Source organism: Micromonospora sp. WMMD735, from assembly GCF_049178995.1.
Taxonomy (GTDB): domain Bacteria; phylum Actinomycetota; class Actinomycetes; order Mycobacteriales; family Micromonosporaceae; genus Micromonospora; species Micromonospora wenchangensis.
In genome coordinates this window covers 6,450,480-6,475,624 of sequence record NZ_JBMHMJ010000002.1, presented here as the reverse complement: position 1 = coordinate 6,475,624, position 25,145 = coordinate 6,450,480, and the positions used below count along the sequence as shown (strand labels likewise).

The 25,145-nt window shown below is 73.7% G+C and carries 16 protein-coding genes and 1 pseudogene; 6 read left to right on the top strand and 11 right to left on the bottom strand.

Features of this window, described 5'->3' with window-relative positions; all coding sequences use genetic code 11:
• Positions 1-34 precede the first annotated feature (34 nt).
• From ACN268_RS28365 to ACN268_RS28355, 3 genes and pseudogenes are all read right to left on the bottom strand, one after another.
• Positions 35-1,699, bottom strand: coding sequence for a SulP family inorganic anion transporter (locus tag ACN268_RS28365; protein ID WP_421486045.1), 1,665 nt, complete (start codon positions 1,697-1,699; stop codon positions 35-37).
• 98 nt (positions 1,700-1,797) lie between these two features.
• Positions 1,798-2,118: pseudogene (locus ACN268_RS28360) on the bottom strand (ArsR/SmtB family transcription factor); the annotation flags it as partial.
• 145 nt (positions 2,119-2,263) lie between these two features.
• On the bottom strand, positions 2,264-3,157 hold the full coding sequence (locus ACN268_RS28355) for an acetyltransferase (protein WP_421486044.1): 894 nt from the start codon (positions 3,155-3,157) through the stop codon (positions 2,264-2,266).
• Between the two features lie 273 nt (positions 3,158-3,430).
• Between ACN268_RS28355 and ACN268_RS28350 the strand changes: the two genes are divergently transcribed.
• The gene (locus tag ACN268_RS28350; protein WP_421486042.1) at positions 3,431-4,342 is read left to right on the top strand and encodes a hypothetical protein; all 912 of its coding nucleotides are present in this window, start codon (positions 3,431-3,433) and stop codon (positions 4,340-4,342) included.
• Positions 4,343-4,348: 6 nt separating this feature from the next.
• Here ACN268_RS28350 and ACN268_RS28345 read toward each other — a convergent pair whose 3' ends face one another.
• The 5 genes from ACN268_RS28345 to ACN268_RS28325 all read right to left on the bottom strand — a co-directional run bounded on the left by ACN268_RS28345 (position 4,349) and on the right by ACN268_RS28325 (position 12,174).
• Positions 4,349-6,358 (bottom strand): FAD-dependent oxidoreductase, encoded by a 2,010-nt coding sequence (locus ACN268_RS28345; RefSeq protein WP_421486041.1) that lies wholly within the window; start codon positions 6,356-6,358, stop codon positions 4,349-4,351.
• Between the two features lie 147 nt (positions 6,359-6,505).
• On the bottom strand, positions 6,506-8,977 hold the full coding sequence (locus tag ACN268_RS28340) for a glycoside hydrolase family 2 protein (protein WP_421486039.1): 2,472 nt from the start codon (positions 8,975-8,977) through the stop codon (positions 6,506-6,508).
• Positions 8,974-9,837, bottom strand: coding sequence for a carbohydrate ABC transporter permease (locus ACN268_RS28335; RefSeq protein WP_421486038.1), 864 nt, complete (start codon positions 9,835-9,837; stop codon positions 8,974-8,976). Before ACN268_RS28335 ends, ACN268_RS28340 begins: the two co-directional genes overlap by 4 nt.
• A complete protein-coding gene (locus tag ACN268_RS28330; RefSeq protein ID WP_421486037.1) occupies positions 9,834-10,847 on the bottom strand; it encodes a carbohydrate ABC transporter permease in 1,014 nt (337 codons plus the stop codon). The genes ACN268_RS28335 and ACN268_RS28330 overlap by 4 nt, the downstream gene beginning before the upstream one ends.
• A 49-nt stretch (positions 10,848-10,896) precedes the next feature.
• Positions 10,897-12,174: an ABC transporter substrate-binding protein gene (locus ACN268_RS28325; protein ID WP_421486036.1), complete on the bottom strand. Its 1,278-nt coding sequence runs from the start codon at positions 12,172-12,174 to the stop codon at positions 10,897-10,899.
• Between the two features lie 373 nt (positions 12,175-12,547).
• Between ACN268_RS28325 and ACN268_RS28320 the strand changes: the two genes are divergently transcribed.
• Positions 12,548-13,567: a LacI family DNA-binding transcriptional regulator gene (locus ACN268_RS28320; protein WP_363795349.1), complete on the top strand. Its 1,020-nt coding sequence runs from the start codon at positions 12,548-12,550 to the stop codon at positions 13,565-13,567.
• A 28-nt stretch (positions 13,568-13,595) separates the two neighbouring features.
• On the opposite strand, the gene ACN268_RS28315 is transcribed toward ACN268_RS28320, so the two are convergent.
• Positions 13,596-16,214 carry a putative bifunctional diguanylate cyclase/phosphodiesterase gene (locus tag ACN268_RS28315; RefSeq protein WP_421486034.1) on the bottom strand — a complete coding sequence of 873 codons (2,619 nt, stop codon included), beginning with the start codon at positions 16,212-16,214 and terminating at the stop codon, positions 13,596-13,598.
• A gap of 177 nt (positions 16,215-16,391) precedes the next feature.
• Between ACN268_RS28315 and ACN268_RS28310 the strand changes: the two genes are divergently transcribed.
• The gene (locus ACN268_RS28310) at positions 16,392-16,766 is read left to right on the top strand and encodes a PH domain-containing protein (protein ID WP_421486033.1); all 375 of its coding nucleotides are present in this window, start codon (positions 16,392-16,394) and stop codon (positions 16,764-16,766) included.
• A gap of 37 nt (positions 16,767-16,803) precedes the next feature.
• On the opposite strand, the gene ACN268_RS28305 is transcribed toward ACN268_RS28310, so the two are convergent.
• Positions 16,804-17,730 carry a 2-hydroxyacid dehydrogenase gene (locus ACN268_RS28305; RefSeq protein WP_421486032.1) on the bottom strand — a complete coding sequence of 309 codons (927 nt, stop codon included), beginning with the start codon at positions 17,728-17,730 and terminating at the stop codon, positions 16,804-16,806.
• Between the two features lie 167 nt (positions 17,731-17,897).
• On the opposite strand from ACN268_RS28305, the gene ACN268_RS28300 reads away from it, so the two are divergent.
• The 3 genes from ACN268_RS28300 (at position 17,898) to ACN268_RS28290 (ending at position 22,674) form a co-directional block, all read left to right on the top strand.
• A complete protein-coding gene (locus tag ACN268_RS28300; RefSeq protein WP_421486031.1) occupies positions 17,898-19,703 on the top strand; it encodes a GAF domain-containing SpoIIE family protein phosphatase in 1,806 nt (601 codons plus the stop codon).
• 70 nt (positions 19,704-19,773) lie between these two features.
• Positions 19,774-20,937, top strand: coding sequence for a PQQ-dependent sugar dehydrogenase (locus ACN268_RS28295; protein WP_421486029.1), 1,164 nt, complete (start codon positions 19,774-19,776; stop codon positions 20,935-20,937).
• Between the two features lie 102 nt (positions 20,938-21,039).
• Entirely contained in the window at positions 21,040-22,674 is a 1,635-nt protein-coding gene (locus ACN268_RS28290) for a metallophosphoesterase (protein ID WP_421486028.1), read from the top strand.
• Between the two features lie 11 nt (positions 22,675-22,685).
• On the opposite strand, the gene ACN268_RS28285 is transcribed toward ACN268_RS28290, so the two are convergent.
• Complete coding sequence (locus ACN268_RS28285) at positions 22,686-25,043, bottom strand: transketolase-like TK C-terminal-containing protein (RefSeq protein ID WP_421486026.1); 2,358 nt, start codon at positions 25,041-25,043, stop codon at positions 22,686-22,688.
• Between the last annotated feature and the right edge of the window lie 102 nt (positions 25,044-25,145).

The following is a 25,145-nucleotide window of genomic DNA, read 5'->3' as shown; positions in this document are numbered from 1 at the left end:
ATCAACCGGCCAGCCGCGCGAACGCCGGCTGGGGTCAGGTGGGGACGGGGCCGCGGAGCAGGTCGCGGGCGTGGGCGATGGCGGCCGGGGTGTCGGGGAAGACCAACCCGTCGCGGCGCAACTCGTCGGCCACGCCGAGGGTCGAAAGCACCTGGTCGTGGTCGGTTGTGATGCCGGAGAGCAGCACGGTGATCCCCCGGCCGCGCAGTCGCCCGATGGCGTCGCCGAGCACGTGCGCGCCGGTGGCGTCCAGCGCCGACACCCGGGACATCCGCAGGATGACCACCCGGACGTCGGCCACCTCGGACAGTTCCAGCAGGAAGGTGTGCGCGGCGGCGAAGAACAGCGGCCCGTCCAGCCGGTACGCCACGATGTGCTCGGCCAGCAGGGCGTGTTCCTCGGCGCTGTGCTCGCCCCGGTCGAGCGGGACCTGTTCCAGCCGGGCGCTGCGGGCCACCGCGCGCAGCGCGATCACCACCGCCACGGCGACCCCGACGGCGACAGCGGTGACCAGGTCCCAGGCGACCGTGACGACGAAGGTGAGCACCAGCACCAGGGCGTCGCCCCGGGTGGCGCGGGCCAGCGCCCACAGCGATCCGGCCTCGATCATGCGTACCGTGGTGGCGAGCAGCACCCCGGCGAGCGCGGCGAGTGGGATCCGGCCGACCAGCGGGGCGGCGGCCAGCACGATCGCGGCGAGCGCCACCGCGTGGGTGAGCGCGGCCAGCTTCGAGGCCGCCCCGGCGCGGACGTTGACGGCCGTGCGGGCGATGGCGGCGGTGGCCGGGATGCCGCCGAACACGGGTGCGGCGAGGTTGGCCAGGCCCTGACCGAACAGTTCCCGGTCCGGGTCGTGCCGTTGCCCGACGGTCATCCCGTCGGCGACGGTAGCCGACAGCAGGCTCTCCAGCGCGGCGAGCGCGGCCACCGCCAGCGCCGACGGCAGCAGCACGCCGACCGCGCCGGGGTCGAGGAAGCCCAGCGACGGCGCGGGCAGCCCCTGCGGCAGGGCGCCGATCCGGGCCAGGTCGAGCGGGAGGGTCTCGGCGAGGACGGTGGCGGCGGCCACCCCGAGCAGCGAGAACGGTACGCCGGGCCGGAAGCGTGCGCCGAGCAGCATCAGCGCCGCCACCCCGAGCGCGACCGCCAGCGCCACCGGCCGGGGGTGTACGGCGAACCGGGCGACGGCGTCGGCGGCGACGGCCCACACCTGGTCGCCGTGCGCGTCGGTGACGCCGAGCGCGGCGGGCACCTGTTGCAGGGCGATGACCACGGCGATACCGGCGGTGAAGCCCTCGATGACGGGGGTGGGCAGGTAGCGGACGTAGCGGCCGAGGCGGGCCAGGGCGAGGGCGATCAGCAGCAGCCCGGCCAGCACGCCGACCATCAGCACCCCGGTCGGGCCGAACTGCTGCACCACCGGCACCAGCACCACGGTCATCGCCCCGGTAGGGCCGGAGACCTGGAGGTGGGAGCCGCCGAACACGGCCGCCACCGCCCCGGCGACGACGGCGGTGACCAGCCCGGCCTGCGCGCCCAGCCCGGAGGTGACGCCGAAGGCGAGGGCGAGCGGCAGTGCCACCACGGCCACGGTCAGCCCGGCGACCAGGTCCCGCCGGGGTGAGCGGCGTACCGCCTGCCAGTCGGCGCGGTCGGGCAGCAGGCCGAGGACCCGGTCGGCGACGGCGGTGGCGCTCACCGGCCCGGCCGGGTCGGCGAGCCGTTCGTGGGGGTTCGGGGCCCGTCGCCGGCCGCGACGGAGGCGGGTGCGGCGCTGCCGGCGGTCGGGGCGGGATCGGCGCGGAGTTCGTCGAGGAGGGCGTCGCGGTCGGTGAGGACGGTGCCGAGGATGCGTCGGCCGGCGGCCAACAGGTCGGCCACGTCGGGGGTGCTCAGCGAGTACATCACCAGCGGGCCGTCCCGGTAGGAGGTGACCATGCCGGCCCGGCGCAGCACGGCGAGCTGCTGGGAGAGGTTGGACGGCTCGACCTCGATGACGGCGAGCAGGTCGCGGACCGGCTTCGGGCCGTCCTGGAGCAGTTCGAGCACCCGGATGCGCACCGGGTGCCCGAGGGTGCGGAACAGCTCCGCCTTGGCCTGGTACAGCGGGACCGACACCCGGGACCTTCTTCCGTCGACGTCGTGAACACTTTAGCACTTGCGAAATTCTTCAAGTCGACTGTCGCGTGGTTCGTGACTCCCGGTTCGTGGTCGGGTCAGGCGGCGTGCCCCCGGCGGACCGGCCGGGGGCACGCCGTACGGATCAGTCGACGGAAACCGTGGCGGGCTCGAAGAACAGCCGGGTACGCAACTGCCGGAACCCGGTGCGTTCCAGCTCGGCGACCACCGCCACCCGGTGCGCGTCCGCGTCGGCCACCACCTCCCGTGCCCCCTCGGCCACCAACGCCGCGACCGAGTCGGCAAGCAACTCGCCCCGCGCCGCCCCGTCCAGCAGGCCGAGGTAGCCGAGCTGCGGGAAACAGGCGTCCCCGGTCGTCCCGGCGAGGCCGACCGGCTCCCCGTCGGCCAGGGCGATCCGCCAGGTCGCAGCGGTCAGCCAGGCCCGTGGAGCGGTGGCCAGGTCCACGCCGGCCACCGCAAGGGCGATCTCCCGGCCGGTCAGCACGTCCGGCTCGGCGATCCGGGCGACCAGGGCGTCGACCTCGCCGCCGTCGGTGGCCGGGCGGAACGCGTAGCTGCCGGCGGCCGCCGGCAGCGGGGTGCCCGCCCACGAGCAGCGGAGTCGCTCACCGCGCTCGACCAGCCCGGCGAGCCGGGCCGCCGCCAGCGGGGCCCGGACCACGGCGAGCACCTCCGGCCGCCGCCGCCAGTGCGCGGGCAGCCCGGCGTGGTACGGGTACGGGCCACCGAGCGCCTCGTGGGCCGCCCGCAGCAGCGCAGCACCCGCCTCAGGTTCGGCGGTCAGGTCGAAGCGGTCCAGCCAGGGCGCACCGGCGGCCCCGGGCGGCAGGAGCCACGCGGCCCGACCGACCACCCGGCCGCCCCGCAGGGCGATCCAGGTGCGCTCGGGCCGATAGCCACCCCCGGCGACACCGTCGGCGTAACCGACCTTGCGCAGGTGGGGCAGCGGGTCGGGCATGGACTCGAACAGATCTTCCTCGCCCGCGACGAGCGGGCGGATGACCAGGTCGGTCATGGGGAATCCTCCGGAAGGCGAACGCCCCGGTCAGATCCGCGTGGACGCCGGGACGCGGAGGGGGCGCAGAACATCGGACATCGTTCTGACCTCCTTCCGGCTCGACGGCGTGCCGCAGAACGTACCCAACGCGGCGGCGCGGTCGCAACACCGCTATCGCGCTGATCGCCTGTCGGGACCCGTCCAGGGCTGACGCCGTGTTCTACGGTGGACGGTGCCGCAGGGCCGCGAGGACCGGAAGCGGTACGGATCACCGAGCACCGTTGGGGAGAGATGAGCGCTCATCCGCGCCCGGACGCAGAACCGGAACTCCCGTTCTCCTGGCTTGCCGACGCCCCGCTGTTCATCGACCGGGATCAGGTGTCGGCGTTCTACGACGCGGTGGTCATGCCCGAACACGAGACCGGCAAGATCACTCTGTCGACCAGGGACATCCGGGTTTCGCGGAGCAGCACCAGCGGAAAGCTGGGGGCCCGCATCGGAACCAGGGACCTGCTGGCCTCCCTCTTTCCGTTCCTCGATGCCCACGTCGCCCTGGAGGGGACGCACGGTCGCGAGAAGTCGACGCAGGCCGAGCAGGGGGACTCGATCGAGCTTCACCCGATCAGGAATCCGCACCGGCAACTCCTCCAACTCGCCCTGCACTATGCGGCCCACCTGCCCGACAGGGTGACATTCGCCCAGGACGAGAGCTGGCTGGACGACCTCGACCGGAACTTCATCAGGGACAGCCCCCGGGCACTCGTCTTCGTCGACCTTCCCGCCGGGCGGGCGATCATTCCGCTGGCCGCGGAACTGGCGACCGGAAGAGTGGTTGCGATCTTCGACGACCTGGTGGCCGAGATCTCCCGCACCGTCCGTACGCTGCCGCCGCACTACCCGGAGACCGAGGAGCCTGCGACGAAGCGCGAGTACTGGCGCTGGTTCTCGGACAACTACAGCGCCATCGCCGCGATGAACGTGCTCGAACGGGGTATCGGCGACGGCGGTCCGGCCCAGTGGGTGGATTACCGGGTTCACCTCAACGACAGGTCGCTCCAGCTCTCTCTGCGGGGTCGGCGCAACTTCGAGACGGGAATCTACGCGTACTCGATGATCCGCCGTGGCAACCAGCACGGGCTGCGGATCGTGGGCACCCTGAAGTCCGGCCCCGGGCTCAACGTCCTCGCCGTCTTCGAGAAGTGAGCACCGTCAGGCCGGGACGAAGCGGGCCGCGTCGGCGACCACGTACCCGTCGGTGCCCTCGGTGCGGATCAGCACGCTGCCGGCCGTGCCCGCCGGGAACTGGTACGTCCCCAGCGACACCCACTGCCCGCCCGAGGTGCGCTGGTCGACCATCCGGGTGGTCACCCCGCCGCTGTGCACCACGTCGACCGGGACGTTGCCGGCCCGGTTCGGGTCGGCGGTCCAGCGCAGGTGGACCGCCCAACTCCCGGCCGTCGGCAGGGACGGGGTGAACCGCAGCCGGTTGACGCCCTTGCCGGTGTTGCCGTCGTGCTCGTAGTCCGACCCCCAGTAGCCGCCGATCGCGGTGCTGCCCACCCAGACGCCGGCCCGGGTGACCCCGGCCGACCGGTTGTCCACCACGATCTCGCCGTCGACGGTGGGCGGCCAGGCGAGGATCTGCCCGTCCCGACGCAGCCGGGCCTGGAGGGCCGCGACGTCCACCTGCTGCACCGGCACGCCCGCGTCGAGCGCCAGCTTCGCCGCCGTGGCCGCCGACTGGGCGAGGATCATGAAGACCGGTTCCATCCGGATCGACCCGTACGCGATGTGGGTGGCCGACAGGCAGACCGGCACGAACAGGTTGGCGCACTGCCCGGCTGCGGGCACGATCGACCGGTAGCTGACCGGGTACGGGCCGGGCACCCCGACCTGCACGTCGCCCTCGTTCTTCACCAGGCCGTCGACCACCACCCGCTGGCAGTTGTGCGAGTCCATGGTGTAGCTGGCCAACCCGACCGAGTCGGCGACCCGCACGCTGCCCCGGCAGTCCCGCTCGGTCATCACGTACGCCGAGACCATCCGGCGGGCCTCGCGGACGTAGAGCTGCGGGGGCCAGTTGCCGGTGGCGGTGAACTCGTCGGCGGCCAGGCCCCAGCCGGCGACCCCGGACCGCACCGACGCCGGCAGCCGGGGGTCGTTGGCCAGGAACCACATCAGGCCCTGCTGGTACGTCAGGTGGTCGGAGGTCAGGCTGTCCCGCTGCGCCCGGGTCGCCGTCGGGTAGGCGTAACTCGCGCCAATGAAGTCGGTGGAGAACGCCCCGGTGTTGTTCGAGTCGGTCTTGCCGCCGCCGACGCTCTGGGTGGTGAAGAACGGCCCGGTGTAGCCGGCCTGCACGTACCGCAGCAGCAGTTCGTAGTCGGCCGGGTCGTAGCCGGCCGGCTGCGGGAACGGGACCCGGCCGGCGTCCCGGGTCAGGCACATCCGGAAGTTGTACGCCTGGATCCGCTCGTCGCCGGTGCCGTTGCGCGCGACCGGGGCGGCGGAGATGCCGGGGAGCAGGCCACTGGCCGGGTCGCCCGGCACCACGTACGGGTCGACCGGCAGGGTGAACTGGTGTGCCCCGCGCAACTGCACCCCGTTGATGGTCTCGCCGTACGCGGTGTTGGCCTCCCGCCCGACCGTGTACGACACCCCGGCGGCGGCCATCAGGTCACCCTCGTACGTCGCGTCGACGAACATCGGGCCGGTGAAGAGCTGCCCGTGCGCGGTGACCAGCCCGGTGATCCGGTCGCCGGCCCGCGCGACGGTGGCCAGCGGGGCGTCCAGGTAGACCGGGACCGCGTGCTCGGTGAGCAGGTCGTCGAAGACCCCGGCGGCCACGTGCGGCTCGAAGACCAGCCGCATCGGCGAGTCGGGGGTGACCGGGGTGCCCTGGTAGCGGGCGTACACCCGGCGGTAGAACTCCCCGGCGAGGCCGCCGATGGCGGCGCTGGTGCCGCTGTCGGTGTAGCCGAGCCCGCCGGTGGTGAGCCCACCGACGTGGCGGCCCGGTTCGACGATCACGGCGGTGCCGCCGAGCCGGCGCATCTGCACGGCGGCCATGATGCCGGCCGAGGTCGCGCCGTAGACCACCAGGTCGACGGTGACGGTGCCGGCGGCCAGGGCGGGCAGGCCGAGACCGGTGCCGGCGGCGACGACGAGGGTGGCCCCGCCGAGGCGGAACAGGTGCCGGCGGGTGAACGCGGACGACATCACGGCTGCCCTTCGAGCGAGGGAAGGAGCGCGCCGCCGCACCCGGAACGCATCGACCCTCGCTGATCGCATCGGGGACTGTCAAGGGGTGGCCCGCCCCGCGCCGGCCAAGAGGTCGCCGGCCGGCGCGCAGGGGCGACCCGTCGGTCAGCCCGCCGGGGCCCCGGTCGCGTCCTCGACCAGGTCGTTCACGCAGCGCAGCACCGGCCGGGTGGTCAACGCCGCCGGGTCCAGCGGGGTGCCGGAACGCACCGTGAACGTGACCGACTCCCCCGGCAGCAGGGTGACCAGCGCGGTGTCCACCTCGGCGGCCGGATCGAGCCGGTCCGGGAAGAGCGTCAGGTCGCGCAGCACGGTCCGCGCGGTGACCCGGACCCGCTGCCCGCCCTCGACCGCCTCCACCGTCGCGTCGAAGCGGGCCGCCGGCCAGTGCGCGTCCCGGTCCTCGGCGAAGAACCACAGGGCCCGCCCGGTGGTGTCCCCGGCCTCGGCGACCAGCAGCTCCCGGCGTTCCTCCTCGGCCACCGCCAGGTCCGCCGGCAGCGGCACCGTCACCGCCGCGTACGCGGGCACGTCGAGCGGGTACGACGTCTTCGCCCTCGGCTCGCCGGTCAACGTCGACCGGGTCACCGTCAGCGGGGTCCGCCACGGGGTGCCGGTCTCGTTCACCGCGACCAGCACCAGCCCACCGTCGCGGGGCTGGACGGTGAGCAGCCGGTCGGCGTACGCCCGGCGCAGCGCGTACCACAGGGGTTTGCGGCGGCCGTCGCCGTCGACGGCCGACCAGGAGGTGACCGGCCAGCAGTCGTTGAGCTGCCAGACGATGGTGCCGGAGCAGACGTCCCGGTGCGACCGGAAGTGTTCCACCCCCAGCTGGATGGCCCGCGCCTGGTTGAGCTGGGTCAGGTAGTGCCAGTCGTCGAAGTCGGCCGGGGCGGGCAGGTGCGCGTCGAGGCCACGTCGCAGCTTGGCGTCCCCGTCGGCGGCCTTCTGGTGGTGCGCCATCCCCGGCGAGTCGGGCGCGAGCGGATCGTCGGACAACGCCCGGCGCAGCGTCGCGTACGCCGGGGGCGCCTGGTAGCCGAACTCGGCGACGAACCGGGGGACGTACGCGCGGTACCTCGTGTAGTCGTCGGTGTTCCAGACGTCCCAGATGTGCGTGGTGCCGTGCGCCGGATCGTTGGGGTGGACCGTCTCGTCGCCCGACCACGGGCTGCCCGGCCAGTACGGTCGGGTCGGGTCCAACTCGCCCACCACCCGGGGCAGCAGGTCGAGATAGAAGCCCCGCCCCCAGGTGCGCCCGGCCAGCGGCTCCTGCCAGTCCCAGTCGTGCCAGCCCCAGATGTTCTCGTTGTTGCCGGTCCACAGCACCAGCGACGGGTGCCCGGCCAGCCGGGTCACCTGCTCCCGCGCCTCCGCCTCGACCTCCGTGCCGAACGGCTCCTCCTCCGGGTACGCCGCGCAGGCGAACAGGAAGTCCTGCTGCACCAGCAGGCCATGCTCGTCGGCGAGGGAGTAGAAGTCGGCCGACTCGTACCGACCGCCGCCCCAGACCCGCAGCAGGTTGACGTTGGCGTCGGCGGCCTGGGTGAACCGGTGGGCCAGCCGGTCACGGGTGATCCGGGTGGGGAACGCGTCGTCGGGGATCCAGTTGACCCCCCGGACCAGCACCGGCACGTCGTTGACGTGCAGGGTGAACGGGGTGCCGTGGGCGTCGGGGGTGGTGTCCAGGCGTACCGAGCGGAAGCCGATCCGCTGCGACCAGGTGTCCAGCGGGCGACCGTCGGCCGTCGCCAGGGTCACCGTCAGCGGGTGCAGCGGCTGTGCGCCGTACCCCCGGGGCCACCACAACTCGGGGTCGACGACGGTGAGGGTCAGCACGGCCGTGCGCTGCCCGGCAGCGACGGTCGCCTCGCCGGTCACCCCGGCGACCTCGGCGCGGACGGTCAGCGGCACGTCGGCCACCCGCTCGACCTCGACGTGCAGCTCGACCCGGCCCTGCCCGTCGACAACCGTCACCAGTGGACGGACGGTGCCGAGCCGGGCGGTGGACCAGGCGTGCAACCCGATCTCCTGCCAGATCCCGGCGGTGACCAGCGTCGGCCCCCAGTCCCAGCCGAAGTTGCAGGCCATCTTGCGGATGAACGGGAACGGCTCCGGGTAGGCGTTGGGCCGGTCACCGAGCCGGTCCCGCTGCGCCTCGGCGTAGCGGTACGCCGAGGCGAACCGGACGGCGAGGGTGTTCTCCCCCGGCCGCAGCGCCGGGGCCACGTCGAACCGGTACGACCGGTGCATGTTCGCGGTGCGGCCGACCTCGACGCCGTTGAGCGTGATCGTGGCGACCGTGTCCAGCCCGGCGCAGACCAGCTCGACCCGGTCGTCGTCGCCGGGCCGGTGCACGAACGTGGTCGCGTACTCCCAGTCGGTGTGGCCGATCCAGGCAAGCGACGTCTCGTTGGCGTCGAGGTAGGGGTCGTCGATCAGGCCGGCGGCGAGCAGGTCGGTGTGCACGCAACCCGGCACGGTGGCCGGTACCGACCGGCCGGCGACGGCGTCGGGCACCTGCGGCCCGGACACCGCGCGCAACTGCCATCCCTCATGCAACGCCTGACGGTTCACGACTTCACCGCGCCTTCCATGATTCCCCGGACGATCTGCCGGCCGCCGATGAAGAGCATCACCAGCAGCGGGACCGTGGCGATGAACGCCCCCGCGAGCACCCGACGGTAGATGACGTAGTTGCCGCTCGCCAGATCGGAGATGGCCACCATCGAGGTCGGATAGTCGGTGCCGCTGAGCGTGATCAGCGGCCACTGGAAGTCGTTCCAGGTGGCCACGAAGGTGAGCAGGCCCAGCACCGCCAGGGCCGGGCGGATCGCCGGCAGCGCGATGCTGCGGTAGATCCGCATGGTGGTCGCCCCGTCGACCCGGGCCGACTCGACCAGCTCGTCGGGGACGCTGTTGACGATGAACTGCCGCATGTAGAACACCCCGAACGCGGTGACCAGGCCGGGCGCGATGACCGCCAGCAGGGTGCCGTTCCAGCCGAGCCGGCCCATCACGACGTAGAGCGCGACGATGCCGAGCTGGTTGGGCACGGTGAGGGTGAGCACGACGAGCAGCATCAGCGCGTTGCTGCCCCGGAACCGCAGCTTGGCGAAGGCGAACCCGGCCAGCGAGCAGAAGAACAGCACCGAGGCGGTCACCACGGTCGACACGATGACGCTGTTGACCAGGGAGGCGGCGAAGTAGACGTCCTGGAGGGAGAAGACCTCCTCCAGGTTGGCCAGGAACCGGTCGCCGGGCACGACCGCCGGGGGCAGCTTCGCCAGCGCCTCGTCGTCGCTGGTGGCGATGACGAACATCCAGTACAGCGGAAACGCGGCGAACAGGAAGGTCAACGACAGCAGCAGGTACGTGCCGAGGCCGGCCGGGGTGTCCTGCGGCGCGCGACCCAGCAGGGCGGGCCGCCGGCTCACCGGTGTCCCCCCGACAGGCGGTTGGTGAGCAGGGTGTTGAGGCCGGTGACCAGCAGGATGATCAGGAACAGCGCCCAGGACATGGCGGCGGCGTAGCCGAGGTTGAGGTCCTTCCAGCCGACCTTGTAGATGAGCTGGGCGATGGTCTGCCACTCGCCGTTCGGCCCGCCGGTGGCGGCCTGCGCGTTGAGGTCGAACAGCATCGGTTCGGTGAACAGTTGCAGCCCGCCGATGGTGGACAGCACCACCGTGAACACGATCACCGGCTGGATCATCGGTACGGTGATCCGCCAGAGCTGCCGCCACGGGCCGGCCCCGTCGATCGCCGACGCCTCGTAGACGTCGCGCGGGATGGACTGCATGGCGGCCAGGTAGAGCAGGGCGTTGTAGCCGATCCACTTCCAGTTGACCATCGTGGCGATGGCGATCCAGGCGTGCGGCTTGTCGGCCCGCCAGTCGATCGCGGCGTCCCCCGTCCCGCCGATGCCCACCTCGGCGAGCAGCCAGTTCGCCATCCCGAAACTGCGGGAGAAGAAGACGCTGAACACCATCGTCGAGGCCACGATCGGGGTGACGTACGGCAGCAGCACCCCGACCCGCCACCAGGTCTGCGCCCGCAGCTTGCGGTTGAGCAGCGAGGCGACCACCAGCGCCAGCAGCAGTTGCGGCACCGAGGAGAGCAGGAAGATGCCGAACGTGTTGTAGAGCGCGTTCCAGAAGTCCTCGTCACCGCCGAGCCGGGTGAAGTTCGCGAGGCCGGCCCAGTAGGGCAGGGTGGGATCGTCGAGCCGGTAGTTGCGCAGCGCGACGATCCCGTTGAACAGCAGCGGGAAGAGCCCGAAGACGCCGAACAGCAGGAAGAACGGCGCGACCATCAGGTAGGGAAGGTAGCGCAGGTCGAACCGGTACAGCCGGTCACGCCAGCCGGGCGACCGGTCGCCGGCTCCGGAGGCGGCACGCTCCGGACCGGTGCGGCGATTCGACGGCGGCACGGCACGGGTGGTGGACACGGGGCACCCTCCAGGGCCGGGGACGGTACGGGGGCGGGGCGGCGCACGGTCAGGAGGTGCGGGCCTTCTCCGCCTCCTTGACCGCCTCGGCCCATGCGGCGTCCGGCTTCAGGGTGCCGTTCTGCACCCGGTTGATGACGTTCTCCACGGCCACCCGGGTCGGACCGTTCCTCCTGCCCAGGTACTGCGGGGTGAGCCCCTGCGCCATCTTCGGGAAGATCTGCCCGACCGGCGCGTCGTGGAAGAACGGGTTCGTGAACTCGGCGATCGCCGGGTCGGCGTAGAGCGCGGGTTGCGAGGGCAGGTTGCCGACCTTCTTGAAGATCTCGATCTGCTGCTCCGGCTGGACCAGCCACTCCAGCAGCTCGTACGCCTCGTCGACGTGCCTGCCCTGCTTGGGGATGGTGAGGAACGAGCCGCCCCAGTTGCCGCCGCCACCGGGCACCGCGGCGATGTCCCACTTGCCCTGGGTGCCGGGCGCGGTGTCCTTGATGTGGCCGAGCATCCACGCCGGGCAGGCGAGGACGGCGAACGAGCCGGCGGTGAAGCCCTTGTCCCAGTCGGCCTGGAAGCTGGCCAGGTTGGCCGAGAGACCGGCCTGGACCGCCCTGATCGTGTAGTCGAAGGCGACCTTGGGGCCCTGCTCCATCCGGAGCTGTTCCTGTTCGTCGTAGAAGCCGACGGGCTGCTGGCCCAGGATCGGGTTGAACAGGTTGGTGCCGGAGTCGAGGAACTTCTTCTTCGTCCGGCCGGTGTAGTCCTGGCCGACCTGGATGAACCTGTCCCAGGTGGGCCAGAGGGCGGAGACCTGGTCGCGGTCGGTGGGCAGCCCGGCGGCGGCGAACAGGTCGGTGCGGTAGCACATGGCCAGACCGCCGACGTCGGTGCCGAGGCCGATCTGGGTCTTGCCGTCGGCCGACAGCGACTGCTTCCACTTCCACGGCAGGTACTTGCTCTCGTACGAGCCGGCGCCCTTGTCGAGCAGGTTGACGAACTTGTCGGACTGGCTGCGGAACTGGACCATGAAGCCTTCGTCGATGGCGGCGATGTCGGCCGCTCCGGAGCCGGCGACGAGCTTCTTCTGGAGATCCTCGTGCTGGGCGTTGTACTCGCCCGAGTTGAGTTGGATCTTGATGTTGGGGTGGTCGGCCTCGTAGCGGGTCTTGAGGTCCTGGAGACCGAAGTCGCCCCAGAAATTGATCTTCAGGGTGACCTGGCCGCCGCCGTCCCCGCCGGTGGTGCTCCTACCGCTGCACGCCGCGACCAGCGTCAGGCTGACGGCACCGACCGCCGCCGCGCGGGCCCAGCGGGTCCAGGACCGTGTCATCTCATCCTCCGCGCACGCTTGTGGAACGCTCCACACATCGAGGAACGTCGACTGAACCGGATAAGTCAGGCCACCGTACGACCCGCCCTGGGCACTGTCAACGGCCGGTTAACAGCGCCCCCGGCCGGTAACCGGATCCGCCCCGAACGCCCTGCCGACACGCTCAGCGAGCCCTTCCAGCAGGTGGAAGGGACGCATCCCGCCCGGCGCGAACGGCACACTTAACCGAGCAAGCGAACCGGCCGCCCACGTCGATCGGGACCGGCCACGGCCGGGGACGACCGCCCGACCGGGCACCGGTAGCGTGAGGACCGCCGGCGACCCCGGCCCGAGAACGGCCTGCCCAGGCCGCGAGAAGTGGAGGAAACCGCCGGTGAAGCGGCCGACCATCGCCGACGTCGCCCGACGCGCCGGAGTGTCCAAGGGCGCGGTGTCGTACGCGCTCAACGGGCAGCCGGGCGTCTCGGAAGCCACCCGGCAACGCATCCTGGCGATCGCCACCGAGATCGGTTTCAGCCCGAGCAGCGCCGCCCGCGCGCTCTCCGGCGCCACCGCCAACGCCGTCGGCCTGGCCCTGTGCCGACCGGCCCGGATACTCGGCATCGAACCGTTCTTCATGGAGCTGATCAGCGGCGTCGAGGCCGAACTCTCCGCCCGGTCGTACGCGCTGACCCTCCAGGTGGTGGCCGACCAGGAGGCGGAGATCGCGGTCTACCGCCGGTGGTGGGCCGAACGGCGGGTCGACGGGGTGCTCGTCTGCGACCTGCGGACCGACGACATCCGGGTGCCCGCCCTGGAGGAGCTGCAACTGCCCGCCGTGGTGATCGGCGGGCCGAGGCACACCGGCACGCTGGCCCACGTCTGGTCGGACGACGCGGCGGCGCTCGCCGAGGCGGTGGAGTACCTGGTCGCCCTCGGCCACCGCAAGATCGCCCGGATCGGCGGGCTGCCGTCGCTGCTGCACACCGAGATCCGTACCGACGCGTTCGCCGAGGTGTGCGGCCGGCTCGGGCTCACCGACGCGGCGACCGTGTGGTCGGACTACACCGGCGAGGAGGGGGCGCGCGCCACCCGGCGGCTGCTCAGCTCCGCCAGACGCCCCACCGCGGTGATCTACGACAACGACGTGATGGCGATCGCCGGGCTCGCCGTGGCCCAGGAGATGGGCCTCGGCGTCCCCACCGACCTGTCCATCGTGGCCTGGGACGACTCCCCGCTGTGCCAACTGGTGCACCCGCCGCTGACCGCGCTCGGCCGGGACATCCCCGCCTACGGCGCGCACGCCGCCCGGCAGCTGCTCGCCGTCATCGCCGGTGAACCGGTGCGCGGGCTCCAGGACGAGACGGCGCACCTGACGCCCCGGGGCAGCACCGCGCCGCCCCGGGTGAGGTGAACCGGTTCATCCCGATCCGCCCCGACGGTCAGCGGGACGTCGTCGGAAACTCCGCGAAGTACGCCTCGACCCGCTCGGCGGTGGCCGGACGCGCCAACGCGAACCCCTGCCCGTACCGGCAGCCGGCCCGGGTGGCCCGCGCCACGTCCGGCTCCGACTCCAGCTCGGCCATCACCACGGTCACTCCCAGCCGTTCCCCCAACCCCACCACCACGTCGATCAACGGGCGGGAATCCTCGTCCGGGTCGGCCGGCCGGGGCTGCACCTTCAAAAGGTCGATCGGCAGCCGACGTAGCTGGGCGAGGGAGGCGTGCTCGGCCCGGAAGCTGTCCAACGCGGTGCGTACCCCCAGCGACCGCAGGCCGGCCAGCCGGGCCACCACCGTGGGCAGGTCGGCCCCGAGGCGCGACTCGGCGATCTCCAGCACCAGCCGCTCCGCCGGGACGCCGTGCCCGGCCAGCACCGCCGCCACCCGGGGCACCAGATCCGGCGCCAACAGCTCGGCGAGGGTGACGTTGACCGCCAGCCACAGCTCCCGACCACCGGCCGACCAGTCGGCGAGCTGCCGGCAGGCCCGGTCGAGCACCCACCGGCCCAGCTCCCCCAGCAGACCCAGATCCTCGGCGACCGGCAGGAACTCGGCCGGCAGCACGGTGCCCAGCACCGGGCTGCGCCAGCGCAGCAACGCCTCGATGCCGGCCGGTCGGCGGTCGGCCAGCGCCAGCACCGGCTGGTAGACCAGGTCCAGCTCGCCCCGGGCCGCCGCCCCGGGCAGCTCCCGTTCCAGGTCCAGCCGGCGGACCAGCTCCTCCTCCAGGCAGGCGTCGTACCACTCGACCCGGTTGCGGCCGAGCTGGACGGCCCGGCGGCGCGCCAGGTCGGCCTGGCGCACCGCGTCCTGCGGCGACGTCGCGGCCAGCTCGGTCAGGCCCACGCCGACCCGGAGCCGGGCCATCCCGGTCGGCACCGGGCACGGCTCGGTCAACGCGGCCAGCAGCCGTTCGCCCAACGCGTACGCCGGGACCGGGCCGGCGTCGGTGACCACCGCGAACTCCTCCCCGGACAACCGGGCGACCAGGTCCCGGGGGCCGACCACGTCGCGCAGCCGGCGGGCGGTGGCGGCCAGGAGCGGGTCCGGGCCGGCGGCGTCCCGCGCCGGGCCGAGCCCGTGCACGTCGAGCAGGAGCAGCGCGCCGGGGGTGCCGCCCCGTTCGTCGAGCACCCGCAGCAGCTCGCGCCGGGTGGACAGGCCGGTGAGCGGGTCGGTGGCTCCGCCCCGGGGCCGCCCACGCCCCGGCCGGCGGCGGTCACCGACGTCGCGGACGTGCAGCACCACCGCGCCCACCTCCGGCACGGTCCGCTGGTCACTCACCGTCGACTCGGTCTCCCGCCAACCGCCGTCACCGGTCCGCATCCGGGCCACCAGGAGCGGCGTGGCCGGGTCGTCCGGCAGCGGCGCGACGGCATCGCCCGGCAGCGGCGCGACGGCGCTGCCGGACCGCCCGGCCAGCCGGGTCAGGACGCCCGGCGCGTCGTCCGGATGCAACAGGTCGGCCAGCGGCCGTCCGCACACCGCCTCCTGACGCAGCCCGAACCAGCGTTCACCGGCCGCCGAGAGCCAGCGCACCCGCAACCCGTCGTCGAGGACGAGGACCAGGTCACGACCGCCGGCGACCAAGGTGCGGAAGTACGCCTCGCGGGCGGCCAACCGCCCGGCCCACCGCCGCTGGTCGGTGACGGAGATGAACTCCCGGGCCACCAGCGGCGGGATCACCGCCAACCCCAGCAGGACGGCGGTCGGGGTGAAGCCGCCGACGAACGCCAGATGGCCGGCCGCCGCCACGGTCGCCACCGCCGCCGGCGCGGTCACCCGGGGCCAGGCCGGCGACGGACCCGTCGGGACCGCCGGGTCGCCCGCCGCGACCCGGGCCATCCCGACGGCCGTCAGCAGGGCCCCGCCGAGCAGCAGCGGCACCGCGGTCGGCAGCGTCACCGTGGGGGCCCGGTAGGCCAGCAGCACCACCAGGTCGGCCAGGCCGAGCAGGACCGCCGCCACGCCGAGCCGGCACCGGGCCGCACCGGGATGGCGACGGTGCCCGGCCAGCGCGCCCACCAGCAGCCCGGCCAGGACACCCGCACCCGCGACGGTGACCACCCGGACCACCGGGGGCACCGGGCCGGGCGGGACCAGCACCCAGCCGGCGAAGAGCAGGGCGGTGCCGAGACCGAGGATGTCGACGCCGCGCCGCCACCGGGCCCGGGGCGTCAGCCGGGAGTGGCCGGGCAGCAGGAGCAGGCCGAGCGCGTAGACGAGCGTGGCCGCGCCGAGCCCGACCGCCGCGACCCCGGCCCGGTGGGACGCCGGGGCCAGCGGTAGCACCGCCACGGTCGTCCCGACCACGGCCGCCGCGACGGTGAGCAGGACGGCGGCCCGGCGGTGCCGGACGCGATGGTCCGGCCCGTCGCCGGCGGTGAGGCGGAGCAGCCGGGCGGCGGCCACGGCACAGCCGCCCGCGCCGGCCATCGTGGTGGCGGCCAGCGGCGCGACGGCGCCGACCAGGGCGGCGACGACGAGGAGGAACGCGACCAGCAGGGTGAGCACCACGGGTGCGGACGGTGGGCGGCGGAGGGGGCGGGCGACGGTCACGGCGGTCACCTTCGTGAGGGGGACACGGCGCGGTGCGGCGGAGGGTTAGCGGTTCAACGAGGCACCACCCTCCCGGTTATGCCCTCCGGTCGTGACCTACATCACCGGGTAGCGCCGGTCGCGGCCGGTCCGCCGCCCGCCCGGTGCCGCCACGGCCCCGGGTGGAATCATCGGGGGGTGAGTCGCGCCGACACCATCCGCTTCCGGCACAACCAGGCCATCCTGGTCGCGGCCGTCATCGCCACCATCGGCGCGCTGCCCCTGGCCGCCGCCCGGTGGTACCTGCTGCCGGTGCTGCTGGTCCCGCTGACCGTCGCGGTCTGGGCCTGGCGCTCCGGCACCGACGCCGACCCGCGCGGGCTGCGGCTGCGGGCGCTCGCCGGAGGCCGGCGCATCCCCTGGGAGCAGGTCGTCGAGCTGGCCGCCGACCCGCGCGGCCGGGCCGTCGTCCGGCTCACCGACGGGCACCAACTGCCACTGCCCGCCGTCCGGGGCGTCGACCTGCCCCGGCTGGTCGCGGTCACCGGGCAGCCCCTGCCGGACGCGCGCTGAGCCGGGGCACCCCACCGACAGGTCGGCCCCGCCCGGGTCAGTATCCGTCGACCACCGTGTTGACCAGCGGTGACCCGGCGACGAACCGGCGCACCTGCTCCCCCACCAGCCGGTACGCCCGGGGCAGCAGCCCGCGTACCGAACCGGCCACGTGCGGGGTGAGCAGCACGTTCGGCAGCTCCCAGAGCGGATGGTCGGCCGGCAGCGGCTCCGGGTCGGTCACGTCCAACGCCGCCCGCAGCCGCCCCGACGTCAGCTCCGCGACCAGCGCCACCGTGTCCGCCACCGGGCCCCGGGCGGCGTTGACCAGCAGCGCCCCGTCCGGCATGGCGGCCAGGAACGCGGCGTCGACCAGCCCCCGGGTGGCATCGGTCAGCGGCACCAGCAGCACCACCACGTCGGCCTCCGGCAGCAGGCGCGGCAGCTCGGTCACCGCGTGCACCCCCTCGTCCGGCCGGGCGGTCCGGGCGACCAGGGTGAAGGTGACGTCGAACGGAGCCAGCCGGGCCCGGACCGCCGCGCCGATCGACCCGGCCCCCACGATCAGCACCCGCTTGCCGGTCAGCTCGTCGGTCGGCGCGACCCGGTCGTACGCCCACTCCCGGCGGGCCTGCGCGCGGGCCAGCTCCGGGAAGCCGCGCAGCTGGGCGAGGATCGCGGTGACCACCCATTCGGCGGTACCGGCGTCGTGCACCCCCCGGGCGTCGCAGAGGGTCACCCCGGCGGGCACCCGGCCCGTCCAGGCGTCCGCCCCGGCGGAGAGCAGCTGCACCACCGCCACGTCGGGCAGCCGGTCCAGCATCGCCGTGGTGTCCACCCCGGCCAGGAACGGCGGCACCCAGAACCGGACGTCGGCCGGGTCGCCTGGCGGATTCGCGGGGTCGGTCCACGGCTGTACCGTGACACCGGCCGGGACGGCACCGAGCAGCTCGACCCCTTCGGGGTGCGGAATCCATACCTTCACGCGTGCCGACGATAGCCCTCCGGCAGGTGGGCGGTGCCGACGGGCCGGGGGACGACGCCGTACCGGGCCATGTCGCCACGGCCACGGGTGACGGTCGGGCGGCACGGGTATAACCGGGGGTCGGAACGCCGAACGGTGTCCTCCCCATCACGGCAGACAGGTGGTCGATGACCGAACGCACCGTACGGCCGGACGCGGGCATCGCCGCGCTGGCCGATCCGGCCCGACTGCGGTCGCTGACCGAGACCGGCCTGGACGCCACACCGGACGAGGCGTTCGACCGGTTCGCCCGGCTGGTCAGCGACCTGCTCGACGTGCCGGTGGCGCTGGTCTCGCTGGTCACCGAGACCCGGCAGTTCTTCCCCGGCGCGGTCGGGCTGCCCGAGCCGTGGGCCGCCCGCCGGCAGACCCCGCTGAGCCACTCGTTCTGCCAGCACGTGATCGACACCGAGATCCCGCTGGTACTGCCGGACGCCCGGCTCTACCCCCGGGTGCGGGACAATCTGGCCGTGCCGGAGCTGGGCGTCGTCGCGTACGCCGGGATGCCGCTGACCGACCTGGACGGCCGGGTGCTCGGCTCGCTGTGCGCGATCGACAGCAAGCCCCGGGCCTGGACGAAGGCGCAGCTACGGACGCTTGCCGACCTGGCGGCGGCCTGCTCCTCGGAGCTGCGGCTGCGGATCGCGCTGGACGCGGCCGAGGCGGCCCGCCGGCTGGTCGAGCAGGCACACGAGCGGCTCAACCTGCTCGCCTCGCTCAGCGAGGAGCTGACCGGCACGCTCGACGTGGAGACGGCGGTGGGGCGGCTGGCCGACGCGGTGGTGCCCCGGCTGGCCGACTGGGCGATGGTGACCCTGATCGACCAGGGCGGCGCGCCCCGCTGGGTGACCGCCGTGCACCGCGACCCGGCCCGCGCCGCCGACATCACCCGGTTCGGCGAGGTGGCGCTGCGCCGGCTCGGCCCCGCCTCGGTCACCCGGACGGTGCTGCGGACGGGCCAGCCGGTGCTGCGCGGCGTGGCCGACCTGGACGAGGTCCGGCGGGCCAGCGACGCCCCGGAACTGGTGGACCTCGCCGAACGGCTGGGTTTCGCCTCACACCTGACCGTGCCCGTGCCGGCCCCGGGCCGGGGCACGGTGATGGGTGCGGTGACCCTGGTCAACGGGCCCGGCCGGCGGGCCTTCGACGACGACGACCTGGGCACCGTGCTGGAGATCGGCCGCCGCGCCGGACAGGCGGTCGGTAACGGCTGGATCTACGGCGAGCAGCGGCACGTCGCCGAGGTCCTGCAGCACAGCATGCTGCCGCAGTTGCCGCAGAGCCAGTGGGTGGAGCTGGCCGCCCGCTACCAGCCGGCCGCCGACCGGGTGGAGGTGGGCGGCGACTGGTACGACGCCTTCGTCCAGCCCGACGGCGACCTGGTGGCGGCGATCGGCGACGTCGCCGGCCACGACATCGAGGCCGCTGCGACCATGGGGCAGCTGCGCAACCTGGTGCGGGGCAACGCGTTCGGCCGGGACGACCCGGTCGAGGAGCTGATGCGGCGGTTGGACGCCACCATCTCGGGACTGCGCATCCCGACCGCCGCCACGGCGGTGCTGGCCCGACTGCGGCAGGTCGCGGGCGGGGTGGCGGTCACCTGGTGCAATGCCGGTCATCCCCCGCCGCTGCTGGTCACCGCCGACGGCACGGTACGGCTGCTCGACGGCCGGCGGGAGCCGCTGCTGGGGCTGACCCGGCCGACCCCGCGCACCGGGGCACGGGTGCTGCTCGCCCCCGGGGACACCCTGCTGCTCTACACCGACGGGCTGGTGGAGCGGCGGGACCAGTCGATCGACGAGGGGATGGCCCAGTTGTGCGCCCGGGTCGCCGCCGCCGGCGTCCGTCCCGCCGCCGACCTGTGTGACCTGCTGCTCGGCACCGGTCACCGGCGCGAGGACGACGTGGCGCTGCTGGCCCTGCGGGCCCGCTGAGGCGGTCACCGGCCGGTGCGCCGTCCCCGGTGGCCCGGCCGACCGGGATTCGCGGGCTAGGCTGGGGCGGGTGAGCGCCCGTCTCCCGTACCCCCGCACCGTCCGGGTCCGCGCGGCCCTGGCGGCCTCCGGTGCCGCGTTGCTGCTGAGCGGGTGCAGTTTCGGCCCGCCGGAGCCCGATCCGGCCGGTGAGCCCCCCAACCTGCCGACCCCGTCGGCGTCGGCGAACACCCCCGAGCAGCAGGTGGTGGCCACGGTGCTGGCGAAGGGGCTGCGGGTGCCGTGGGGCATCGCCTTCCTGCCCGACGGGGCGGCGCTGGTCACCGAGCGGGACAGCGGCAGGATCCTCAAGGTCGGTCCCGAGTCGGGGCCACAGGGGTTGACCGTCACCCCGGCGCAGACCGTGCCGGGGGTGGCCGCGTCCGGCGAGGCGGGCCTGCTCGGCATCGCCGTCTCCCCGGCGTACGCGCAGGACCGGACGGTCTTCGTCTACTACACCACCGAGCAGGACAACCGGGTGGCCCGGTTGACGCTGGGCGGTACCCCCACGCCGGTCCTGACGGGCATCCCGAAGGCCGGCAACCACAACGGCGGCGGGTTGGCGTTCGGCCCGGACGGGCAGCTCTACGTCAGCACCGGCGACGCCGGTGACCGGGACGCCGCCCAGGACAGGGCCAGCCTGGCCGGCAAGATCCTGCGGATCACCCCGGACGGCAAGCCGGCGGCGGGCAACCCGTTCCCCGGCTCGCCGGTCTGGTCGCTGGGGCACCGGAACGTGCAGGGCCTGGCCTGGGACACCGGGAAACGGATGTACGCCACCGAGTTCGGGCAGAACACCTGGGACGAGATCAACAAGATCGACAAGGGCGCGAACTACGGCTGGCCGACGGTGGAGGGGCAGGCCGGCGACGGCAGGTTCGTCGATCCGATCGTGCAGTGGGGCACCGACGAGGCGTCCTGCTCGGGGCTGGCCGCCACGGGTCGGCTGCTGGCCGCCGCCTGCCTGCGCGGCGAGCGGCTCTGGCTGGTGGAACTGACCGACGCCGGCTCGGTGCTCGGCGCGCCCCGGGAACTGCTCACCGAGAAGTACGGTCGGCTGCGGGCGGTCGCCGCCGCCCCGGACGGTTCGCTCTGGGTCTCCACCTCCAACCACGACGGGCGGGGTCAGCCGACCCCGGAGGACGACCGGCTGCTGCGGCTGGTCTTCGCCGACGGCGGGGCCGGCCGGAGCTGACGACACGCCGACGGGCCGGACAGCCGGGCAGGTACCGGGCGGATCGGCCGTCCGTCTGTCGGGTTTGCCAAGATCTTTCACGGGGCAGGTCAGAATCTCATCATGGGCGGTCAGGAGAACGAGCAACGCGGACCCGGGGAGACGGACCTTCCCGACCGGCGTGAGCGACGCTGGCGGACCTGGTGGTCGGCCCTGCGGTCGGCCAGGGCCCGCCGGGCCGGCGTGGTGCTGGCGGTGCTGCTGGTCGCCCTGACCGGGACGGTCGTCGGGGTGTTCGCCGGTGGTCGGGTCAGCACCGACATCGGCCCGTTCCGCGCCGACCTGACCCTCGCCCCGGCGGTGCGCGGCGGCACCACCGTCGACATCCCCCCGCTGGGCGCACTCCAGCTCGACAGCCACCAGGGCCCCACCCACCTGACGGTCGGGCTCGGCGCGCTGGACCAGCGCAAGACCGAGGCGTTGATCGACGACCCGGCCAGCATCAGCCGGGCCAGCCAGTCGGCGGTGACCGACGTCCGCAACGGGGTGCTGCGGCTCGGTCTGCGTACCCTCGGGGCGGCCGTGCTGGTCACCCTGCTGCTGGCCGCGCTGGTCTTCCGGGACACCCGACGGACCGCCTGGGCCGGCGGGGTGGCCCTGGCGGTCACCGCCGGCAGCCTCGGCCTGGCGGCCGGCACCGTCCGCCCGCAGTCCATCGAGGAACCCCGCTACGAGGGCCTGCTGGTCAACGCCCCGGCGATCGTCGGTGACGCGCGGCGGATCGCCAACGACTACAGCCGCTACGCCGAGCAGTTGCAGCGGCTGGTCGGTAACGTCAGCCAGCTCTACACCACCGTCTCGGCGCTGCCGGTGTACGAACCGGCGCCGGGGACCACCCGGGTGCTGCACGTGTCCGACATGCACCTCAACCCGACGGGCTGGCAGCTGATCCGCACCGTGGTCGAACAGTTCGGCATCGACGTGGTGATCGACACCGGTGACCTGACCGACTGGGGCAGCGAACCCGAGGCGTCGTACGTCGGCTCGATCGGGCTGCTCAAGAAGCCGTACGTCTACATCCGGGGCAACCACGACTCACCCCGGACGGCGGCGGCGGTGGCCCGACAGCCGAACGCGGTCGTGCTGAACAACTCGACCACCACCGTCGCCGGGCTGACCATCGCCGGCATCGGCGACCCCCGGTTCACCCCGGACAAGGAGACCTCCCCGGCCGGCAGCGGGCTCACCGCGCAGGTCGCCAACCAGGTGATCGGGGCCGGCGAGACGCTCGCCACCACGATCCGCCAGTCGCCGCGACCGGTGAACATCGCGCTGGTGCACGATCCGGCCTCGGCCGGTCCGCTCTCGGGCACCTGCCCGCTGGTGCTGGCCGGGCACACCCACGCCCGGCAGATCTCGAAGCTGCCGCAGGTGGACGGCCAGCAGCCCACCCAGCTGATGGTGGAGGGCTCGACCGGTGGCGCCGGGCTGCGCGGCCTGGAGGGTGAGAAGCCGACCCCGCTGTCGATGACGGTGCTCTACTTCGACCAGCAGAAGCTGCTCCAGGCCTACGACGACATCACCGTCGGCGGCACCGGGCAGGCCCAGGTGAACCTGGAACGGCACGTGATCCGCGACCCGGCCAAGGGCGCCGACGTCCCGGTCACCCCCACCCCGACCCGGGGCGGCTCGGAGTCCCCGTCCCCCTCCGGGACCGGCCCGACCCCCACCTCGCCGACCCCCAGCCCGACCAGCTGATCCGCCTGCGGTCAGCGCAGCGACAGGGCGGCCAGGGCGGCGTTGACGATGCTGCCGGGAAGCAGGTCGTGCAGCTCGTACAGCTCGCGGACGCTGCCGGACTGGCCGAACTCGTCCACCCCCAGCGGCACCGCCGGCACCCCGAGGGCCGAGCCGAGCCAGGCCATCGCGTGCGAGGCGGCGTCGTGCACGGTCACCAGCGGGGTACGGTCCCCGAAGGCCGCCCGCAACGCCCCCGGCACGCTCGGCACGGTCGCCGTACGCACGCCCTGGCGCAGGGTGCGCTGCCAGGCCCGGTAGAGCCGGTCCAGGCTGGTCACGTCGACCACGTGCGCGGCGACGCCCTCCTCGGCCAGCTCGGCGGCGGCGGCCAGCGTCTCCGGCAGCACCGCCCCGGAGGCGGCCAGGGTCACCACCGGCGCGTCGGCCAGCTGCGGGTGCGCCTGGTGCGCGTCGACCAGCCGGTACGCCCCGGCGACGACCTGCCGGCGCAGCACCGCGTCGCCGAGGCGGGCCCGGGCCGCCTCGAACGGCCTCTGGTCCAGCGGCCGGGTGCTCAGCCGGAAGTAGTACGCCCCGTCCTCGGCCGGTGCCGCGGTGGCGGCCGGTGCCGAACCCTGCGCGATCTGACCGAGCGCGTCGCAGAGCAGCCAGTCGAGGCTGGTGGCGTAGGCCGGTTCGCAGAGGGTGACGCCGGGCAGTTCCAGGCCGACGGAGGCGGTGATGGTGGACTGGTGGGCACCGCCCTCGGGGGCCAGGGTGACCCCCGACGGGGTGCCGGCCACCACGAACCGGGAACCCGAGTAGGTGCCGTAGAGGAACGCGTCCAGCCCGCGCAGCACGAACGGGTCGTAGACGGTGCCGACCGGCAGCAGCGGCTGCCCGGAGAGGTCCCACGCCAGGCCGAGCTGGCCCAGCAGCAGGAACAGGTTCATCTCGGAGATGCCCAGCTCGATGTGCTGCCCGGCGGGGCTCTCCGTCCAGCGCAGCATCCGGTCCTGCGACCAGGACCGACGCTCCGTCGGGGCGAACACCCCGGTCCGGTTGATGAACCCGGCCAGGTTGGTGGAGGTCGCCACGTCCGGCGCGGTGGTGACCAGGTAGGGCGCCACCTGCGGGTCCCGGGCCAGATCCACCAGCACCCGGCCGAAGACCTCCTGGGTGGAGACCGGCTTGTGGGTGCGTACCCCGGTGCTCTCCGGAAGGGTGACCCCCAGCGACCGGTGCCGGGGCGCGCGGGCCAGCGCCTCGCGGCGCGCGCCGGCCCGGATGCCTGCCGGGCTCGCCGGGTCGAGCCGGTCCCACTCGGTCGCGGCGGTCAGGCCGTGCTCCGCCCGCAGCGCGTCGACCTGCGCGGTGGACAGCAACGCCGAATGGTTGCGCGGGTTGCCGGCGATCGGCAACCCCCACCCCTTGACGGTGTACGCGAAGACGACGCTGGGCCGGTCGGTCACCGCGTCGCACTGGGCGTACGCGTCGAGCATCGCCGCCAGGTCGTGCCCGCCCAGGTCGGTGACGAGCGGGGCCAGCTCCTCGTCGGTGAGGTCGGCGATGCACCCGGCGATCCCGTCCGGTGCGCCGTCCAGGAACTGTTGCCGCAGCTCCGGCCCGGTCAGCCCGAACAGCGACTGGTACTGCTCGTTGGGCATCCGGTCGATCCAGTCACGCAGTGCCGCACCGCCCGGCCGGGCGTACGCCTGCGCCAGCCGGCGGCCGTACTTGACCTCGACGACGTGCCAGCCGGCGGCCTCGAACTGCCCGCGCCACTGGTCGATCCGGATGCCGGGCACCACCCGGTCCAGCGACTGCCGGTTGAAGTCGACGAGCCACATCACGTTGCCCAGGCCGGTGGTGGCCGGGTCGGCGACCGCCTCCCAGATGTTGCCCTCGTCCAGTTCGGCGTCACCGATCAACGCGACGAACCGGGAGTGCGGGCGGGCCCCGAAGTGGGCGTCGACGTAGCGGCGGGTGACCGCGGCGAACAGCGGTGCCGCCGCGCCCAGCCCGACCGAGCCGGTGGAGAAGTCCACCGCGTCCGGGTCCTTGGTCCGCGACGGGTACGACTGCAACCCGCCCCGCGCCCGCAGCCGCGTCAGGTACGACCGGTCCAGGTTGCCCAGCAGGTACTGGATCGCGTGGAACACCGGGGAGGCGTGCGGCTTGACCGCCACCCGGTCCTCGGCGTCCAGGTGGGCGAACCACAGCGCGGTCATCGCGGTGACCAGGGAGGCGCTCGACGCCTGGTGTCCACCGACCTTCACCCCGTCGCCGGTGTCCCGGTCGTGGTTGGCCGCGTCCACGATCCGGGTGGCGAGCCACAGCACCCGTCGCTGGATCTCGTCGAGGACGTCGAGGTCGTGCTCGTTCACGGGAACTCCATCCGGGCGTCGCCGTTGACGCCCTCGCTGGGAGGGGCGGCGCGGGTCGCGCGCCTACCCCGGGGAAGGGGTGAGGGCCACCGTCGGGTCACG

Bases quoted from the DNA above. Each gene is read 5' to 3' on its own strand.
- ACN268_RS28345 (WP_421486041.1), bottom strand. From the start codon at position 6,358: ATGTCGTCCGCGTTCACCCGCCGGCACCTGTTCCGCCTCGGCGGGGCC.
- ACN268_RS28350 (WP_421486042.1), top strand. From the start codon at position 3,431: ATGAGCGCTCATCCGCGCCCGGACGCAGAACCGGAACTCCCGTTCTCC.
- ACN268_RS28290 (WP_421486028.1), top strand. From the start codon at position 21,040: ATGGGCGGTCAGGAGAACGAGCAACGCGGACCCGGGGAGACGGACCTT.
- ACN268_RS28325 (WP_421486036.1), bottom strand. From the start codon at position 12,174: ATGACACGGTCCTGGACCCGCTGGGCCCGCGCGGCGGCGGTCGGTGCC.
- ACN268_RS28355 (WP_421486044.1), bottom strand. From the start codon at position 3,157: ATGACCGACCTGGTCATCCGCCCGCTCGTCGCGGGCGAGGAAGATCTG.
- ACN268_RS28300 (WP_421486031.1), top strand. From the start codon at position 17,898: ATGACCGAACGCACCGTACGGCCGGACGCGGGCATCGCCGCGCTGGCC.